This is a genomic window from Nostoc sp., from assembly GCF_036918245.1.
In the GTDB taxonomy this organism is placed as follows: Bacteria; Cyanobacteriota; Cyanobacteriia; order Cyanobacteriales; family Nostocaceae; genus Nostoc.
Genome location: NZ_JBALEF010000027.1, coordinates 110,847 through 130,055, shown reverse-complemented (window position 1 = coordinate 130,055; position 19,209 = coordinate 110,847). Strand labels below are relative to the sequence as shown.

Sequence of the window (19,209 nt, the reverse complement as noted above, 5' to 3'; positions counted from 1 at the left end):
GCTAAATCCAGAGTAAATATCAGGTGGGCAAAAATAGCCCACCCTCTCACCGAAACAGTTCTGAGTGCTGAGTAACATTAGCGGATAGCTAAGGTTTAGCCCGTGCTGAGTAAAAAGTAATATTAGACCGACTAAGCATCAAATTAGTTTTGAGTAGCGAATGACTCGGCTGAGAGTGGGAAGATTCATTAGTACTACTTATTCATTACTTCTTACTCAGGACTCAGCACTCATTACTCCTAAAAAATCCTTTAAAATGGAGGTAATCGAATAGCCAATCTTAACTTTTGTTTGTTTCAACTTCACCGTGCTAACACTAATCTATCAAGGTCTACACAGCAACATTAATACTTTAATAGTCTAGTTCATGTTTTTGTTGTTTCCTTCTCTAACCTAGTTGATGTTTATGTTTTAGGGGATGGGAAATTCTCTTTCTGATTCCCTTTTATTCCATCCTTTAGATACACGGTTAATAAATGAAAATCCTATGAAAGCTTTTTGAAATTCACTTAACACCTAGTAACTTCTACTTATTGTCACCAAACCAATGAATCCCACCCCAGGAAAAATTAACGATTCGCTCAGTGAATCCAATTCTGAAGATGCTTCTCAGCAGCAGAAACAAAAGAAAAAAAAGTCCTCCACACAATTACCCCAACCTGGAACTACTCAAGGGAGTTGTGCTTTTGATAGTGCAATGATTACCTTAGTACCAATCACCGATGCTGCTCATGTAGTTCACGGGCCAAGTGGCTGTGCTGCCAGTATTTGGGGAAGTTACAGCAGTCTCTCCTCTGGTTCGATGCTGTACAAAATACGCTTTACCAGCGACATCGATGAGAATGATATCATCTTCGGTGGAGCCAAAAAGCTGTACAAAGGCATTTTAGAATTAGCAAGACGCTACAAACCTGCGGCGGTATTTGTTTACTCCACTTGCATCACAGCCTTGATTGGAGATGATATCGAGGGAGTTTGCAAAGATGCCACTGAGAAAACAGGAATACCTACTATCCCTGTACATTGTCCTGGATTCATTGGGAACCAAAATTTGGGCAACCGTGTCGCTGGTGAAGCAATGCTAGAACACGTTATTGGAACAGCTGAACCAGAGACTAGTACACCTGATGACATCAACCTAATTGGTGAACATAACATCGCAGGTGCAATATGGAATGTTCTACCGTTATTGGAGAAATTAGGTATCAGAGTTTTGGCAAAAATTACAGGCGATGCTGTCTACAAAGAAGTTTGCTATGCTCATCGTGCCCAACTTAACGTCATACTCTCCTCCAAAGCACTCATCAACGTGGCAAAAGGGATGGAAAAAAAATATGGCATTCCCTATATTGAAGAGTCTATCTATGGTATAGAGTCAATGAATCAATGTTTAAGGAATATTGCGGCAAAGTTAGGTAATTCTAATTTACAGGAACGTACAGAAAAGTTAATTGTAGAAGAAACTGCTGCAATAGATGAAAAACTCGGTCTGTATATTACCCGATTACAAGGTAAGCGCATTATCCTTTCTATTGGAAGTTTCAAGAGTTGGTTGATTATCTTTGCTGCTAAGAAATTGGGGATGGAAGTTATTGCTATTAGTACTAATAGTAATACTGAGGAGGATAAACTTAGAGTCAAAAGCTTGCTGGGTGAAGATGGCATAATTCTAGAACAAAATACTCCTGAAGAAATTTTACAGATAATTAACGAAAATCAAGCTGATATGTTAATTGCTGACAAACGCCATCAAGACACCTCTCTCACTGCTAGGATTCCTTTTCTAGACATTAATCAAGAACGCAATCATGCCTATGCAGGCTATATAGGAATCTTAGAGGTAGCACGAGAACTGTATGCCGCTTTTTACAACCCTGTGTGGGAGCAAGTATACCAGCCAGCCCCGTGGTCAGCAGGAAATTCTTCTGAGGAGGATATTTGATGGCGATTATTAGCGTTACGAGTACATCTGTTGCAGTTAATCCCCTGAAGCAAAGCCAAACTGTAGGTGCAGTTTTAGCCTTTTTGGGGTTGAAGGGAATCATGCCTTTATTACACGGTTCTCAAGGCTGTACTGCTTTGACTAAGGCGGTATTAGTACAACATTTCCGTCAGACGATTCCCCTTTCCAGTACAGCGATGACTGAAGTTGCAACCATTTTGGGTGGCGAGGAAAGAGTTGAAGAAGCAATCTTGACTTTGGTGCAGACATCCAAACCAGAAATTATCGGTCTTTGTAGCACTGGACTTGTGGAAACCAGAGGTGATGATATGGGGCGCTTTGTCAAGGAGATTCGCCACAGTCACCCAGAATTGGATTATCTACCAATTGTGCTTGTCTCTACACCAGATTTCAAAGGTACATTACAGGATGGCTTTGCTGGTGCAGTTGAGAGTATAGTCAGGGAAATTCCTCAAAAAAGCTCCAAGCAAGACGCTTATCCCACACAAATCACTATTTTGGCGAGTTCTGCTTTCACACCAGGAGATGTACAGGAAATCAAAGAGATTGTTACCTCTTTTGGACTCGTACCTATTGTTGTACCTGACCTTTCTGGCTCATTAGATGGTCATATAGAAGATTCTTCTAGTGCCATTACAGCTAATGGCACAAATGCAGCACAGTTGCGCTCAATTGGTAGTTCTGTATTCACTTTGGCACTAGGTGATAGTATGCGGGGTGGGGCGCAAATTTTGGAGCAGAGATTCAATATACCTTATGAGGTATTTAGTGAACTGACGGGACTAGCAGCAGTAGATAAATTTCTGCAAGCATTGGCGGATATCAGTGGTGTCAGCGTACCAGAGAAATACCGCCGTCAGCGCTGTCAGTTACAACACGTGATGTTGGAGAATCACTTTTACTTTGGGTGCAAGCGAGTTTCTTTGGCGCTGGAACCAGATTTACTTTGGTCCACAGTTTCTTTTTTGCGATCGCTAGGAGTTCAGATTCACGCAGCAGTGACAACAACACGCTTTCCTCTATTAGAAAAACTTCCGATTCCTAGCGTTACTATCGGCGATTTGGAAGACTTTGAGCAATTGGCAGTTGGGTCTGATTTACTAATTACCAACTCTCATGGAGTAGCGATCGCTCAACGCTTAAAAATTCCTCTCTACCGTCAAGGGATTCCCATTTTTGACCGTTTAGATTATGGTCAGTTCACCAAGGTAGGCTATCGAGGTACCATGCAACTTTTATTTGATATTGGCAATCTCTTTTTAGAGCAGGAAACAAAGGTTAAGCATTAATATTAGTTATCATGTCGATGTTTGCTTCAGTGACACAGACATTTTAAATAATGATGAAAAGGTTTGTAAAGTGGTGTGTTAAGTTTTCTTATTGGTGGAATATTCGCCAAAGTAGAAAGTCTCTTTTGTTTGTTGTTATGCTTACCTTGAGTGCGATCGCTACGGTAATGTTGTCGTTACCATTGAACGCTCAAATTAAGCTGCCGTCAACGCCAGCATCTGAGTTAAGGGGAGTGTGGTTAACAAATATTGATAGTGATGTGTTATTTGAGCGCGATCGCCTCAAGGGATCTTTGCAACGCCTTGATGAACTCAATTTTAACGCGATATATCCGGCGGTTTGGAATTGGGGATATACATTGTATCCTAGCAAAGTTGCCCAAAAAGTTATCGGGCGATCGCTCGATCCCACACCCGGACTCAAAGGGCGAGATATCCTCAAAGAAATTGTTGATGTGGGACATCAAAAAGGGTTAACAGTGATTCCCTGGTTTGAATTTGGCTTCATGGCACCAGCAGATTCTCTATTAGCTAAAAATCGTCCCCAATGGCTCACTAGTCGCAGTGATGGGACTCGGATTGTCAAAGAAGGCAGACATAATCGCGTTTGGCTAAATCCCTTTCGCCCAGAAGTACAACAGTTTATCCAAGATTTAATCGTTGAAATTGTTAGAAACTACAATATCGATGGTATTCAATTTGACGACCATTTTGGTTTACCATCAGAATTAGGCTACGATGCTTATACGGTAGCACTTTACAAAAAAGAACATCAGGGAAAAGCTCCTTCTAAGAACTCCCAAGATCCGGAATGGGTGCGCTGGAGAGCTAATAAAATCACCGAGTTTATGAAGCGGGTATTTACAGCCATCAAAGCTACTAAAAAAGATTGCCTGGTTTCCGTTGCGCCAAATCCTCAGCGTCTTTCCTACAACTTCTTGTTAGCAGACTGGCAGAAATGGGAACGGCTGGGAATCATTGAAGACTTGGTTTTGCAGGTATATCGGGATGACTTGAATGTTTTTATCAGCGAATTAGAGTATCCAGAAGTGAAAGCGGCCAAGAACCATATTCCCGTAAGTATTGGCATTTTGGCTGGGTTGAAAAGCAAATCTGTACCGATGCAGCAGATTCAGACACAAGTGCAAAAAGTACGCGATCGCAATTTTGCTGGAGTTTCTTTCTTTTTCTATGAAACCCTTTGGAATATGAGCAAGGAAAAGCCGCAAGATCGTCAAACTGGCTTTCAGAAAATTTTCCCCACACCAACAGCTTACCCAAATTTGCTAGCAGGTTGGAAACCGTTCAGTTAATTTTCCTAAATAAACTGTTGGTGAACACACGACTCAATTTCAGCGAAGGTTCACTAATAATCACTTAATAATTTGGGCGTTGCTGAATCAAGGGTTGATTCTTGTAGGGTGGGCGTCTCGCCCAGCCCGAAATACAAGGGATGGGCATCTTGCCCATCCCACAAATATGCAACGCCAGAATTTGTTATGGTCTTTTAACTAGCTTCCTGTCCAAACCGTCTCTGTAATTCAGCCTCCGCTTCCTCAATTGTCATCGGCACCTGTTTTGGAGATAGGGCGCGTCTTCTGTCGATGTAAATATGAAATGCTTCATCGTCGTTGCGATGCTCCAAAATATAAACTCTTAGCTGCTCTAAAGGCATTTGTTGAAAGTTAGGTTTTGTCATAACCAAAGAATTTCTCCAATTGGTGTTACCTCAGCTTCGATTGAATTATTCGCCAAGATATAAACATTTCTGGTGCGCTCGTCCAATCTTACAAGGTCTATTCGTTTATAAACCCTGGTAAGTTGGGCGCACACCCGAATTGCGGATATTGCTTGTTTGGGTGTAGGCTCCACAAACACTATCCTATTCCCAAACGCCCAGCCAAGGCGGGAGTTAGGGGTAGAAGCGTGGTAATCATCAAGAATAGAGCCAAAAGCCCCAAAGCGGCTCTAGCATCATCAGGTTCAGTAACTTCATTCAAACTGGGGCGTTCTTGATCCCGTTGCAAAAAGAAAATGACGATTGCCCAGTACATGGCAATCATATTACCGAGAGATACTACTGCCAGTAAAATTAAAGTTGCGATCGTTGCGCGTCCTGCGGTTTTGCGTCCATAAATCGCCTGAACAATGCGCCCACCATCTAGTTGTCCTGCGGGCATTAAGTTCAAAGCGGTGATAACTAACCCCAGCCAACCAATTATCACTAAGGGATGAACACTTACCAGGGATGACTGCAACGCTGAACCAAGGACAACTCGCGCCAAACTTCCCACCAAAATCGACCCTTGGAAAAACTGATTGGGCAATTGAAATAAACTACCTGGGTGGGAAAGCAGCAAGCCAGTCACCAGCATTAACAAAGAGACAATACCACCTGCGGCTGGCCCGGCTAAGGCGATATCAAATAATACCTTGCGGTTGGGCAACAGAGACTCAAAGCGGGTAATTGCACCAAAAGAGCCAATTTGCACAGCGGGTAGAAAGAAGGGCCAGCTAAGGCGAATTTGGTGACGCTGGGCAAGTAACCAATGACCGATTTCGTGAGCTACTAAAATCGAAAATATTCCAGCACCTATGGGCAAAGCTTCTTTAAACCGCCCTGGATTACCAAAAAAATCAAAATTCAGCAGTAATCCCGCAGCTTCTAAATTAGTAGCAATGGTTGCTATCAACAGAATACCTGCAAAAGCTTTTTGCGATAACAACATCGGCCGGGGATCGTTGCGGCTGGGTAGGACGATCACCACTGGTTTGCCGTCTGTATTTTCCACTAAAAATAGGCGATATCGATCGCCAAGGCGTTGCTGCAAACTTGCAGTTAGACGGTTGTGAGTTTCTTCTGGTTCTCCCCGCAAATTACCTTTGAAAATGGCTCCATCTTGGTAGGCGATCGTTTCTGTGGCAAAAAATGTATCGATACCAAAAATGCCTTTAATTGCATTCAAGTCATCTTCTGGTATTGGCGGGATCTCCGGTTTCAGTTCTGCTGCTGTTGGTTGTGGGGAATTTGCTTCAAGTAAAGAAGCAGCGGCAAGTCTTTCGGTTGCGCGTTGCTTGAGGATAGTATCTTGCCCAGCTGCGCGTAACTGTCTGCCCAAGAAGACGTACAAACCAGCAGATGTCACTATTAAGAACAATATACCCGCTATATTGATGTAAATCCCTGCGGTAAACAATCCAAAAAACAGGAGCCAGGGAGTCATCAACACCACCGACTGTAACCAGGCTAAGATTCCCAGCTTACCAAAAGGTCTGGCGCGATAAAAGCCCCAGCCTAGAATGCCTAATGCTACCAGTAGGATTACTGCCAGGATAGAAGTTTCTGATAAAGTGAACATCTCCAAACCTTTGCTATTGAGACTAAGCCAGAACAAGTCCGGTATTGCAGATACACTTATTAATTTATAACGCCGCCTGTCGTCTGCCCAAATTATCCCGCTTGGCCTAGTGATAAAACTTCATATCAGCTACGCTGTTGTTGTTATTTATGTAGGACTAGTACCGCAAGTCAAAAGAATTGTATTCCAAGCTCTTGCGCCATTTGAAATGGTATGTTTTTTTACGCCATGCTGTACTAGCCCTTTCAAGGTGGGTAAAAATTTTGGTCAAAAAATTCCTCTTTAATCTCTTTACTCTGTGTTCTCTGCATCTCTATGGTTAAATAAATTACTTTTAAACCGCAGAGGCACAGAGGTTAATCAGCGATGCCTGCGGCGGGCTAGATTTACGCATCAGTAGGTTATGGGACAGTGGTAAGCTAGCAGCACCAGCAGAGGCAGTTTTAAGGTGTTTGGGAGAATTGAAACGCCCTAACTTGACTGAGATTTTATCGAGCAAGAATGTAAGGGTAGGGATTAGTCCTAGCAATTAATTCTAATGGCTCATACCTCCAGCAAGGAACTTCCAACTAAAAAAATATCCCATCGCATTTAGGGCAAGGGGGCAGGGAGCAGGGGGGAGGAACAGTCGTGTTGAGTCCAGAAATTGGGATAATTTATTTTTTGGAGTTCCCCAAAGAGGAATTTAATTTACTATCGAATTTGAAAGGAGGTCAGCATAAACACCAAAGAATCTGGTGTCGCGCCAAGCCAAATCTTCCCAGTCCTCAGTTCAATACATAAGCACAAAGTTTTGTAACAATTGTGGCTGGTTTGTGTAAAAGTCGCGAGCAATACATGAGATATAGATGAATTTGTAACTTGCTACGTTCTGATTCGAGGTCTTTTATGAGTAATGACTGGAGAAAACAACTAGATGAACAACTTAAAGACTTAGCGATCGCAGCCCAACAATACACACACCTAACGAAGGAAAAGCGGATAGCCTTAACACGTTTGATTAATGCTATTTGGCAGTCAGGTAAGCTTGTTCGTCCTTATAAAGGTCAATTTCAACTACTTTATCAAGATATCTATGATGAAGCAGTACAAAATTTATTTTTCTATCTTTGTCAAGATAACAATATTAATAAGTATAACCCAGAACGCGGCGAAGTGATGACTTGGATAAATATGCTATTAACTAAACGTTTTTTTCCAGAGGCTATCCCCAAAATTATCGGCAAAGAAAATGAAATAAATCTCGAAACCTCTCACATGGAAAATATACCCTCATCTCAACCTATGTCTTTATTTGAACAAGTAAGAGAATGCATAGAAACTGATCCAGAATTAATTTTTTGCAAGGAACATATCAAAGGTCATCCAGAGGCAAATTTTCAAGCTATAGCTAAAAGAAGATGTTCTGGCATTTCCTGGAAAGAGATTTCGGCAGAATGGGGTATTGGAATCACATCTCTTCATAGTTTTTATCAACGTTGTTTGGAAAAATTTGCTGTTAAATTCCATGAATATTTATGTATTTAATGTTTAATATCATCTAATCAGCTAGGCAAAAATATGAGCAAAAGCATCAACGTTTTAACATTTTCAGCCCCAATACCTGTGGATGGAAGGCATCGAGCAGAAGAGTTACGCAGACAACAAGCCACACCAGCAAAAGGCGAACAAGTTTATCTCAATACTTTGTCTGTGTCGTTCGTAAATTATTATCTATGTTGCATGGGATTTGAGACAGACTTGCATAAAAGTGATAGTTGGAATGTCATACAACAGACACTTATGGATGTTGCTGATTTGTCGCTAAAAAACTTGGGCTTATTAGAATGTCGTCCAGTATTAGAAGATGCACAATTTGTTTATGTGCCGCCGGAAGTACAGTCAAATCGAATTGGCTATGTAGCTGTGCAAATTGGCAAATCATTTAGAGAAGCAACGCTGCTGGGATTTGTCAAGCAAGTACAAACTGATTTATTACCCATTAACCAATTGCAACCTTTAGACAATCTCTTGGAGTATTTAGAAGAACTTTCTCAATTACAAGTTGCTGAAATAGCTGATAGTTCGCTGGAATGTAATCAGAATTTAGTTAATTTGAAGCAATGGTTGGAGAATATTTTTGAAGCTGGGTGGCAAGAAGTTGAGACTCTTTTAGGCACTCAAGGTGTCAATCCAGCTTGGAGTCTAAGAAGTGGCAATGGTGCTTTTCTTAGTAGGGGTAAGTTGATTTATTTAGGAAAGCTTTTGAGCGATCGTGCAGTGGTTTTAGTCGTTACCTTACCTCCAGATAACGAACAAGAAATGGACATTATCGTAGAATTACATCCGACAAATGGACAAGATTATCTGCCACCAAATCTCCATCTAATGGTACTGGATTTTGAGGGAGCATCTGTGATGGAAGCTCAAACAAGAAGCAGCAATAAGAATATTCAATTGGAATTTAGTTGTGAAGTGGGAGAACGTTTTGGCGTTAAACTTGTTCTGGGAGATATCAGCATCACAGAAAATTTTGTCATTTGTTAAAAACAACAGCAGGGGTGCTGCCAATGAGAAAGTTAGTTGTGCTGAAGCTAGATGGCGATTTGCACTTAGGCGTGCAGGTAACGCTGGAGATTGGAGAAGAGGGCAAACGCCCGACTACAGAAATTACTGGCAAGCTACCCTCCAATCCAGATATGGCAACAGCAATTGACCAATGGCAGTCCACATATCGCAGCTTGTGGAAATGTACCCGCATCAAAGCCAAAAAAATTATTTACGATGGTTCTATTTCCCAGCGCCGTCAGGAGTGCAATACAAAAGCTAGTGAGGTACGGGAGCATCTAAATAACTGGTTGCTATCAGAGTATTTTCGTCCCGTGCGGGAAAAATGGCTCAAACACTTGATGCCAGATGAAGAAGTGCGGGTGTTGATTCGCACTCATTGTTTGCAACTCAAAAAACTTCCTTGGCATTTGTGGGATTTGATAGATCGAGATTACCTGAAAGCTGAAGTTGTTTTCAGTGTTCCAGAATCAGAACCAGTAACAGCTGCATTGCAGACATCCATAAGCAGAAATAAAATTAGAATTTTGGCAATTTTAGGCAATAGTGACGGTATTGATGTGGAGCAAGACCGCCAGTTATTAGAGAAATTACCTGATGCCACTACAACTTTTTTAGTAGAACCTGAATATTCAGACATCGACGAGAATTTGTGGAAACAACCTTGGAATATCTTATTTTTCGCAGGTCATAGCAAGAGTGAGGGTGAAGCTAGTTGCATCTATATTAATAAAACAGATAAATTAACAATTGATGAACTCAGATATGCCTTGAGAAATGCTGTTGCCAACGGGTTACAATTGGCGATTTTCAACTCTTGCGATGGATTAGGATTAGCGCGAGAACTACAAGATTTACAAATTCCGCAAATTATTGTCATGCGGGAACCAGTACCAGATAAGGTAGCTCAAAAATTTTTAAAGCATTTTCTAGAGGTTTTTTCATCAGGACAATCTATATATGCTGCGGTTCGTACCGCTAGACAAAGGCTCAAAGGAATAGAAAAGGAATATCCAGGTGCAAGTTGGTTGCCAGTAATTAGCGAACATCCTGCCGTAGTATCAATGACTTGGGCAAAGCCCCGAATTCCCAACACTCGCCGCCTTGGAACCTTGCTACTGTTGAGCCTGCTGATAACTGTTGGTGTACTGGGGGTAAGACATCAAGGAGGATTGCAAACATCGGAGTTGCTCTTATATGACAAATTTATGCGATCGCGTCCACAGGAAAAGCAAGATTCGCGCCTATTGATTGTCACTGTAACTGAAGACGATCTTGACCTCCCAGAGCAGAAGCAAAGAAGTGGCTCACTGTCAAATCTTGCACTGGCGCGACTGTTAGATAAACTTGCACAGTACCAAGCGCGAACCATTGGCTTGGATATTTATCGTGCTGAACCAGTACAACCCAACCAGGCTTCTTTAACCACTCGTTGGAAAACTGATGACAATTTCTTTGCAATTTGCAAAGTTAGCGATCGCACCCAAAACTATCCCGGAGTTTCACCTCCAAAAGGAGTTCCACCAGAACGCCAAGGATTTAGTGATATTGTTCCAGACTCAGACAATGTTTTGCGTCGTCATTTATTAGCAATCCAGCCAGCTAACCCTACATCTCCTTGTACTGCACGCTACGCGCTTAATGCCCAACTGGCATTCCACTATTTGGAGAAAAAAGGGATTTCTGCGAAATACACCCCCCAAGGAGATTTGCAGCTAGGTAACATCGTTTTCAAACGGTTGCGATCGCGAAATGGCTCTAAAACAGAATCGCAGATGGGAGGCTATCAAAAAGTGGATATAGGGGGCTATCAAATACTGCTTAATTACCGCTCTTTCCAAGGTTCACCTTTAGAAATTGCACCTATTGTCACACTCACAGATGTTCTTAGAGGAAAGGTCAACCCCGAACAAGTCAAAGACCGAATTGTTCTCATTGGTACTACTGCCCAAAGCTTCCGTGATTATAGTCCTACCCCCTACATGACTGAACAGGGTTTTTCTCAGGAAGTACCAGGAGTGATTCTACAAGCGCAAATGCTGAGTCAGCTGGTGAGTGCTGCGATCGATGGCCGACCTTTGATATCTGTTTTGCCTGTTTGGGTTGAAGTGTTATGGGTTTGGAGTTGGTCTGTGGTTGGAGGTGCGTTCGGCGTAGCCGTGTCGCAGACACTCGGCTACGCTGTGTCACAGTCACTCACTTGGCGCTATCGTTCGAGACTATATCTATTGCTAACGGCAGGAGGCGTACTTGGAGGCTTATACATTTTTTGCTTAATTCTCTTTTATCAGGGCATTTGGGTTCCCCTAGTTCCGTCAACTTTAGTTTTAGTGCTTACTGGTAGCACAGTAGCGATTTACCTATCTTCACAACAAGGTCAGCGACAACTGATTTCTACAACTTGAGGTATAAAACAAATGAAATTGTCTGTGCAAAAGATTCAACTTTTCCTCGCCATTAGTTTATCACTCCTTAGCTGTATCCAAGTGCAGGCACAGCCTGAAAACCCCAATGGACAATTAAATCAATCACTGATTTTCGCTGCGCCGCCTCCACCACCAGACATTGGGGAACCAGGTAAGCGAGGGGAAGCAGGTAGCCGTGGCTGTGGTCAGGATATAAATAAGCGTATGACTTCTTCTCAAAAGCGGCTCACAGCTTTAGTACCTATTTATTCAAACTCAGAATTGGTGTTTGGAACAACGATCGCAGAGCATCCTAATTTCTTATTTTATGTTCCTTATGCATCCGACTTTGCATCTGGAGAGTTTGTGCTAGAAGATGAAGCACAAAATCAGACTACTTATAAAACTTCTTTAACGGGGACACCAGGAGTAGTTAGCTTTCGTTTGCCCTCAAAAGCAGCACCTCTGGAGACAGGTAAGCGGTATCGTTGGTATTTCAACATTTACTGTCAGAAGGATAACCAAATTATTGCTAATGTTGAAGGCTATGTAAAACGGGAGCAACTAAAGCCTGCTTTAAAAACTCAATTAGAAAAAGCAACACCACGCCAGCAAGTAAACCTTTATGCAGCTAATGGTATTTGGTATGAAGCGCTGAGTGCTGCTAATGAATTGCGTCGCACCAATTCGCAAGATACTTCTTGGACGGCGCTGTTGCAAGCTGTTGGTTTGAATGATTTTGCAACTGAACCAAGGGTGGAGTGCTGCAATTTAGAAAGTGAGTAATGAAGGGCGATGCAATGGCATTGTTAGTCGATACAATGGCATTGTTAGTCGATACAATCGCATTGCGGGTTGATGCAATGGCATTGTCAGCCGATACAATCACATTGTTAGTCGATACAATCACATTGTTAGTCGATACAATCGCATTGCGGGTTGATGCAATGGCATTGTCAGTCGATACAATCACATTGTTAGTCGATACAATCGCATTGCGGGTTGATGCAATGGCATTGTCAGTCGATGCAATGGCATTGTCAGTCGATACAATCGCATTGCAGCTCGATGAAAAAAAACCAGATTGCAATCTGACGAATCTGAAATTACGAATTACGAATTGCTCTACAAGATGCAGGCTTCAACCAAGGACTATGGGGCGTAGTGGTGGGAAGATTTGCTGTCAGAACGACTTCTCCTTTTTCGTTTAGCGCCAAACCAGTAGCTTCTATGATCGGTTTTGGTGCGGGGATAGTTATTTTGCTAGGAACAAAGGGGCGATCGGGGCGATCGCCTTTTGGATTGATACTCACCAAATCTACTTGCACTGCATCAGTGTTAAGAGCTTCACCTGGATTAGGAGGCAAGCCGCCGCGTCCAGTGATTGTAAAACTGCTCTTAGCTAAAGTTCCACTAGTTTGACAGGTCTGTGCTACTTCAGTGTCAGTTGCTATTGTTGGCACGTTGACTAAGCCACTGTTAGGGTCAATATCAGGTGTGTTAATTTCTACATTACCACTTAACTCAGAACTTGCCCCAGTAGCAGTAATGTCACTTGTTTTATCAGACGCCACATCTCGGAACTGTATACCAAAGATACCTTGGGCATTGATTTGCACATTTCCCCCACGGAAGTCTTGAGAATTGGCGCTGATGTCGCTATTTTCAAAACCAATGAGGAAATCGGTGTCAATATTGATGTTGCCGCCGATGACGTTTTCGCCCGTGGCGTTGGTGAAGATGTTGCTATTGCGACTCATTAACAAATCTTGTGAGTTAATGTTAATTGTCGCCTGCTCTCTATTGGGGTCAACTTTAGCGCTTTGTGTGTTCCCGATAAGTAAGGCATTGTTGTTTAAACGGATAGAGCGAGCATTTAATGTCATGTTGCCTGCCCTTCCTGTTCCCAAACTCTGCACGGTTATTGCAGCTCCATCTTGCACTAGTAAGTTATTAGTTTTAACAGTTAAATCGCCTGCATTTCCTGTTGAGTTTGCGTCTGTGGAAGCAAACAAGCCACCACCCAACAATTGACCTCCAATGAGTTCTATGGATTCTGAGGCAGTTACATTCAAGTTCCCTCCTGACCCCGATTTCAAAGTACTAGCAGATATCGCTGCACCATCCCGGATACTCAACTGCCGTGTTTGAACTGTCAAGTTTCCAGCAGATCCGGTGCCATCTGTCTGAGTATACAAGCCGCTAGAATACCCGTTTGCTGAAGTACCAATAAGTTCTATGGATTCCGAGGCAGCCACGCTCAAACTTCCTCCCGCTCCCGAACTACTAGAAAAAGTTCCAGCAGATACCTGTGCGCCATCTCGGATACTCAATCGCTGCGTTTGAATTGTCAAGTTTCCAGCAGATCCACTACCGTAAGTACTAGCATACAAGCCACCACCAGATAATCGACGACCAATTCCAACGAGTTCTATGGATTCTAAAGCAGTCACGCTCAAGTTCCCTCCTAATCCTGAGCTAAAAGTACTAGCAGATAACTCAGCGCCATCCCGAATACTTAACTGCCGCGTTTGAATCGTCAAGTTTCCGGCAGATGCAGTACCAGCTGTTCCAGTAAACAAGCCGCTAGGAGCCAGAGTATATAGTGAGGAGCCAATAAGTTCTATAGATTCGGAGGCAGTCACGCTCAAGTTCCCTCCTAATCCTGAGCTACCAGGAAAAGCACCAGTAGATATCTGTGCACCATCTCCGACACTCAACTGCCCCGTTTGAATCGTTAAGTCTCCGGCATCTCCGGCACCATAAGTACTAGTAGATATTAATGCACCATCTCGGACACTCAACTGCCCCGTTTGAATCGTCATGCCCTTAGTGGAGCCAGTACCTTCCGTCTGATTAAAAAATATGGAGTCCGCGATTTCTATGGATTCTGAGGCATTAACGCTAAATTTTCCCCCTGCTCCAAAACTTTCACTACTAGTACCACCTAGCACTACTGACCCATTTTGGACACTCAACTGCTGCGTTTGAATTGTCAAATCTCCAGCATCTCCGACACCATAAGTACCAGTCCTTATCTGTGCACCATCCTGAAAGGAGACGGAATTGCGGGCATTGATGTTCACACTACCAGCATTTCCCTGTCCGAAGGTACTAGTAGTTAGTCCAGCGCCATTCTTCACCGATAACGAGCCAGCTATGATATTGATGTTGCCACCGTTACCTATGGCTTGAGGTTCCACCCAAGCAGTTACCCCACTAGTGAATCCATCACTACTTACCCCATCAAAGGAAACTGTATTGCGGGCATTTATATTTACATTTCCCCCATCACCTTGTCCTCTAGTCCGCGATTGCAGTTGTGCACCGTTTGTCAGCGAAAGTGACCCAGTTGTGATATTGATGTTGCCACCCTTGCCCACAGCTCTTGGACGCACCGTATTAGCAATTAAGCTCTTATTGGAAAGATTTATTGTGTCTGTTACACTAATTTCTATATCTCCCGCCTGAGAGTCAACAGATCCTAACCCTGAATCTATTCCTGCTAGCAAAAAACTTCTTTCACCTGCTGCCATATTTAAGTTTTGGGCATTAATGGCAATACTACCGCTATCACCAGCGCTTACATTCACTTCAGCGCCATTGCTCAAGGAAACATCGCTTCTTTCTACACTATCGGGAAAACTCAAGCTCAGATTATTACCATCGCCATTCAATCTAACTGTTCCCGCACCTGCTAACCCACCTAACTCAACTCGTCCACCAAAAGCAAACAATCCTCCACCATCCATATTGATATCACCGCCTACCAGCAGCAAACTCTTACTATCTAGTACACGCAAACCTGTTGCTATAAATTCAGAAGATGGATTTAAACCAGAGTCTGCAACTGAATTATTTTGGATAGATGCGGTTTTGATTTGATTAAATAGTAAGGCGGAAGGATTGACTGTTAACAGTGATGAAGAAGTTTCTGGATTTGAAGCACTGAAAAAACCTTGATTGCCAAACCCAAGCGCATTAGCTGTCGTCCCTACAAAAGAACCACCAATATCTAGCCTCGCACCTTGTCCAAAAATAATCCCATAAGGATTAATCAGAAATAAATTAGCTGTGCCGTTAGCGCCAATTAACCCATCAATCTGAGAAAGTGACCCACCCGTTACCCGACTGATAATATTTTGAATATCCGCAGCATTATTAAACAAAGCAGCGCCGTTAGCAGGGACAGAAAATTCCCGAAAGCTGTGGAATAAGTTGCCACCTGCTTGGGTTCCTCCTTCAATGATGCTGTTGTTCCCTTGTAATTTGACACTAGAGTTATTAGGCAAAGTGCCATCGGGGATAATTTCGGCAAAAGCACAATTTGTACTCCAAGTGCTTGAACCACATATTGCAATTCCGATAAACCAGCCCCAACTAATACTTATCTTGGACATTGTACCCCTCTAAGCAAACAGCAGTTGCGGAACTTTTGGTTATGTCACACCACTAATGTGGGTTTACAGTGGTTACAGTCACCTCTGGATAATTCTCAGTTGCGATCGCGTTAGTTTTACGCAAAACTTGCTAATTTCTTTACATAAATTTATACAACATAATTCATCAGTCGATGCGATCGGATTGTCAGCCGATACAATCGAATTGTCAGTCCATACAATCGCATTGTTAGTCGAAACAATGGCATTGTCAGTCGAAACAATGGCATTGTCAGCCGATGCAATGGCATTGTAAGCTGATGCAATGGCATTGTAAGTTGATGCGATCGCATTGTCAGTCGAAACAATCGCATTGTCAGCCGATGCAATGGCATTGTAAGTTGATGCGATCGCATCTGCGTAACTAAATGGACAAAAAGTTAACTCCAACTCCTAGTCTGAATCCCACCAATTGAAGTGGTGAGAGTGGCTCAAAGCCAATTACCCAAAAGAACATAGGGTGCCCAAAACCTGGGACGTTTGTATTTGGGACTTTGCAAAAGAGCTAGCTGGGCGCGACGGAGTACTTCAGCTTTAGTCAGGTTTTTGTTGGCTAACTCTTGGTAAAATTGACTCATCAACACAGCAGTAGACTCATCATCCAAGTTCCACAAAGAAGCGATCGTACTGCGTGCTCCTGCCTGAAAAGCAACACCAGCAATTCCTAGTGCAGCTTGTTCGTCCCCGGCAGCTGTTTGACAGGCACTAAGAATGAGCAATTCAATCGCTTCGGGTCTGTTTTGCTCTAGCGTTCGCACTAACTTATTTAACTTTTTGACATAAATACGCTCATCCCAAGCGACAATAAATGTCTCCTCAGCCTTGGAGCTAAACTGACCATGAGTTGCAAGATGAACGATAGGGAAAGATAGAGAATTAATCCGGTTTTGCAAAGTTTTGCTGGTAAATTCTTGATTCAAAAGGATGCTGCTAGGGACTTGAGAGCGGATTTGTTCTAATTCAAGTTTGACGTTGGGTAGTGCAGGAAATCCCGAACTTGCTTCACTCAATCCTGCGGCTATTGCTTTTAATTCCTTCTTTGATGATTTGGGTTCAATCAGTTGCAGACTGGGAGTGAGCGCAATGTTATACTTCTGAACTAGATACTGTTTGCCATCGTAGAGAACTGCCATCGGAATATTTCGCAACCAACCATCCAGCACAAACACCAAAGTAGGAATTTTACTTTCAGCTAAAGCAGCTTCAGCAGGTTGAATCAGCCATTTGTAAACCTTTTGGGATAAAGATTGAACCTGTCGCAGCGTGTGTGGTTTGGGTAGATTTTCCTGTAGTTGCGCTAAAGTAGTTTCTAATTCTGTTTCAACTACAGGGGTAGTGTAGTGCAACCAACGCTGTTGAGGCAACTTGATGATGACCTCTAGTCGGTCTGGCAAAATAAATGGATAAATAATTGCTGCCGTTGGATCTTTTTTTGGATTACGGATTTGAGCATTCAAACAGTTGTTGCGAAAGAAGTTTTCTAGTTCTGCCATTTGGAGTAATTCGATTGTATTGCTGGCTTTTGCAAGATTTTCTGAGCTAACTTGATTACCCTGAGATTGCAAAATTAAATCAACCAACTGCCGATAAACTGGTTCAACTTCTTCTCGAAAGGAAAATTTCACCGCAGAATTGACAGCAACTAAATCACTGCGGAGGGCTTGGAGGTCATTAACTGCTTCTGTGTAAGCTGCTACTGCTCCTTTTATATCTCTTTTAGCTTTAAGTAAACGTCCCAGTTGCCATTGCCATTGATAGCCAATGTCTTTAGCATCGATAGCTTGAGCGATGAGCAAGGCTTGTTGGGTGAGGTTTTGGGCATCAGACCACTGTTGAGTTTGTTCGTACACTTGACCTAAAACACCAAGAGCATAGGATTGTGTGCGTTTATCTTGCAAACTTTTTGCTTGCTCAATAGCAGTTGCCAGTAATTGGGCAATGTCTAACCATGAGGGAGAGTCTGCGGCGGTTTTTTTTCGGAATTGCATTAGACTTTGAGCAAAGTTAATCCGGGCAGAAATTGTTGCCCGACTAAGGGGTAAGTCGTGAAGCTGAGTTTTAATTTGGGAGGACAATATTTGGAAAGCTGACAATTGCTCAGTTTTCAGCAGTAGTTTTAGTTGATTGGCTTGAGCTTGGATGCGTGTAGTGGGTGAGGTTGCAGTTTTGATAGTTTGTTGATAATATTTTATAGCTGTTTGCGTGTCTTGCTGAACACGAGCTGTATTACCCAGACTGAGGAAAATATCAGCGATCGCTTCTAAATCTTGCAACGATGAAGCTATTTCTAAACTTTGCTGCAATATCTGCCGAGATGTTTCTAAATCACCAGTGACTTGCACGACATTACCGAGACTATGCAGGGCTGCAACTTTAACAGGTGAGTTGGGTTGACTTTGGAGAATCTGAGTACTTTCTCTTAAAATCTTCTCGGCTTGACGATAAAACCCTAAAGCTTGCAAAGCTTGTGCTTGGTTAATCCGATTTTGAATAACTGCCCTTTCATTGCCGATTTTGGTATAAATGTCAAGTGATACTCCCCAAGTATTCAGGGCATCTTCAGCTTTGCTTTGAGCCAATTGCAGGCGACCTTTGATATCTAAGACTTGGGCTAGAATTTGCTCTTTAGTATTTATATTTTGAGTAGTTTGTAATAGATTGAGACTTTGAGCGATCGCACCTTCTGCCTTTGACCACTGTCCCAATTGCTGATAAGCTAATGAGAGATTACCCAGTGCGATCGCAAGCCTTTGTTCATCCCCATTGCCTTGTAATGCAGAGATAGCCTGTTGCCAAGAAGTAGCAGCTTCAGCAAACCGTTCGGTTTCATAAAATTTACTGCCCTGTTCCAGCAAGTTCTGGGCATTGGGCAACCTTTTAACAATGGAGTTTTCCGCAGTTACATGTGCGAAAGTGGGGGGCAATAAAAGAGCGCTTAAGAAGATAGCCAAAAGCAGCAGTACACTTAAAAAGCGTTTGATTTTCCGTAATCTAGATTTTTTCCTTGCCATGTTTTTGCCCCCACTTGCACCGCGTTTTTACTAAAATATAGACAGTGGAAGTTGCTCAACCTCTCTGGTGTCGCCGATCGCACTACCCATCACCAACCAACTTCCCAGTGCTAATTTCCAGCACCAACGCGGACTGCATCGCGTCATTCTATACATTGCAACCTTTAAATAACCAGAAATAAAACTACACCTTTTT

14 protein-coding genes are annotated in these 19,209 nt (G+C 42.7%); 8 read left to right on the top strand and 6 right to left on the bottom strand.

What is annotated here, in order from left to right; all coding sequences use genetic code 11:
• Positions 1-547: 547 nt before the first annotated feature.
• From nifE to V7L12_RS06330, 3 genes are read left to right on the top strand one after another with little or no spacing between them, the layout of a single operon-like run.
• Positions 548-1,942, top strand: a complete 1,395-nt coding sequence (gene nifE, locus V7L12_RS06340; RefSeq protein ID WP_335083084.1) for a nitrogenase iron-molybdenum cofactor biosynthesis protein NifE — start codon at positions 548-550, stop codon at positions 1,940-1,942.
• Entirely contained in the window at positions 1,942-3,252 is a 1,311-nt protein-coding gene (gene nifN, locus V7L12_RS06335) for a nitrogenase iron-molybdenum cofactor biosynthesis protein NifN (protein WP_335083082.1), read from the top strand. Before nifE ends, nifN begins: the two co-directional genes overlap by 1 nt.
• Positions 3,253-3,305: 53 nt before the next feature.
• Positions 3,306-4,565 carry a glycoside hydrolase family 10 protein gene (locus V7L12_RS06330; RefSeq protein WP_335083120.1) on the top strand — a complete coding sequence of 420 codons (1,260 nt, stop codon included), beginning with the start codon at positions 3,306-3,308 and terminating at the stop codon, positions 4,563-4,565.
• A 194-nt stretch (positions 4,566-4,759) separates the two neighbouring features.
• Here the strand turns inward: V7L12_RS06330 and V7L12_RS06325 are convergent, their stop codons facing one another.
• Genes V7L12_RS06325 through V7L12_RS06320 form a run of 3 tightly spaced genes read right to left on the bottom strand, consistent with a single transcriptional unit; the run spans position 4,760 to position 6,611 of the window.
• Complete coding sequence (locus V7L12_RS06325) at positions 4,760-4,951, bottom strand: DUF6887 family protein (RefSeq protein ID WP_334819426.1); 192 nt, start codon at positions 4,949-4,951, stop codon at positions 4,760-4,762.
• Positions 4,948-5,124: a DUF6888 family protein gene (locus V7L12_RS33130; protein ID WP_442947871.1), complete on the bottom strand. Its 177-nt coding sequence runs from the start codon at positions 5,122-5,124 to the stop codon at positions 4,948-4,950. Before V7L12_RS33130 ends, V7L12_RS06325 begins: the two co-directional genes overlap by 4 nt.
• 5 nt (positions 5,125-5,129) lie before the next feature.
• Positions 5,130-6,611, bottom strand: a complete 1,482-nt coding sequence (locus V7L12_RS06320; protein WP_335083080.1) for a site-2 protease family protein — start codon at positions 6,609-6,611, stop codon at positions 5,130-5,132.
• 888 nt (positions 6,612-7,499) lie between these two features.
• Between V7L12_RS06320 and V7L12_RS06315 the strand changes: the two genes are divergently transcribed.
• From V7L12_RS06315 to V7L12_RS06295, 5 genes are read left to right on the top strand one after another with little or no spacing between them, the layout of a single operon-like run.
• The gene (locus V7L12_RS06315; RefSeq protein ID WP_335083078.1) at positions 7,500-8,138 is read left to right on the top strand and encodes a sigma-70 family RNA polymerase sigma factor; all 639 of its coding nucleotides are present in this window, start codon (positions 7,500-7,502) and stop codon (positions 8,136-8,138) included.
• A 33-nt stretch (positions 8,139-8,171) separates the two neighbouring features.
• Positions 8,172-9,137 carry a DUF1822 family protein gene (locus V7L12_RS06310; RefSeq protein WP_335083076.1) on the top strand — a complete coding sequence of 322 codons (966 nt, stop codon included), beginning with the start codon at positions 8,172-8,174 and terminating at the stop codon, positions 9,135-9,137.
• A gap of 23 nt (positions 9,138-9,160) precedes the next feature.
• Positions 9,161-11,563 carry a CHASE2 domain-containing protein gene (locus tag V7L12_RS06305; RefSeq protein ID WP_335083075.1) on the top strand — a complete coding sequence of 801 codons (2,403 nt, stop codon included), beginning with the start codon at positions 9,161-9,163 and terminating at the stop codon, positions 11,561-11,563.
• A 12-nt stretch (positions 11,564-11,575) separates the two neighbouring features.
• Positions 11,576-12,349, top strand: coding sequence for a DUF928 domain-containing protein (locus V7L12_RS06300; RefSeq protein ID WP_335083073.1), 774 nt, complete (start codon positions 11,576-11,578; stop codon positions 12,347-12,349).
• Positions 12,349-12,774 (top strand): hypothetical protein, encoded by a 426-nt coding sequence (locus tag V7L12_RS06295; RefSeq protein WP_335083071.1) that lies wholly within the window; start codon positions 12,349-12,351, stop codon positions 12,772-12,774. Before V7L12_RS06300 ends, V7L12_RS06295 begins: the two co-directional genes overlap by 1 nt.
• Here V7L12_RS06295 and V7L12_RS06290 read toward each other — a convergent pair.
• From V7L12_RS06290 to V7L12_RS06280, 3 genes are all read right to left on the bottom strand, one after another.
• Complete coding sequence (locus V7L12_RS06290; RefSeq protein WP_335083069.1) at positions 12,670-15,963, bottom strand: two-partner secretion domain-containing protein; 3,294 nt, start codon at positions 15,961-15,963, stop codon at positions 12,670-12,672. The genes V7L12_RS06295 and V7L12_RS06290 overlap by 105 nt on opposite strands.
• A 78-nt stretch (positions 15,964-16,041) precedes the next feature.
• On the bottom strand, positions 16,042-16,392 hold the full coding sequence (locus tag V7L12_RS06285; protein ID WP_335083067.1) for a hypothetical protein: 351 nt from the start codon (positions 16,390-16,392) through the stop codon (positions 16,042-16,044).
• Positions 16,393-16,433: 41 nt separating this feature from the next.
• A complete protein-coding gene (locus V7L12_RS06280; RefSeq protein WP_335083065.1) occupies positions 16,434-19,013 on the bottom strand; it encodes a CHAT domain-containing protein in 2,580 nt (859 codons plus the stop codon).
• Positions 19,014-19,209 lie beyond the last annotated feature (196 nt).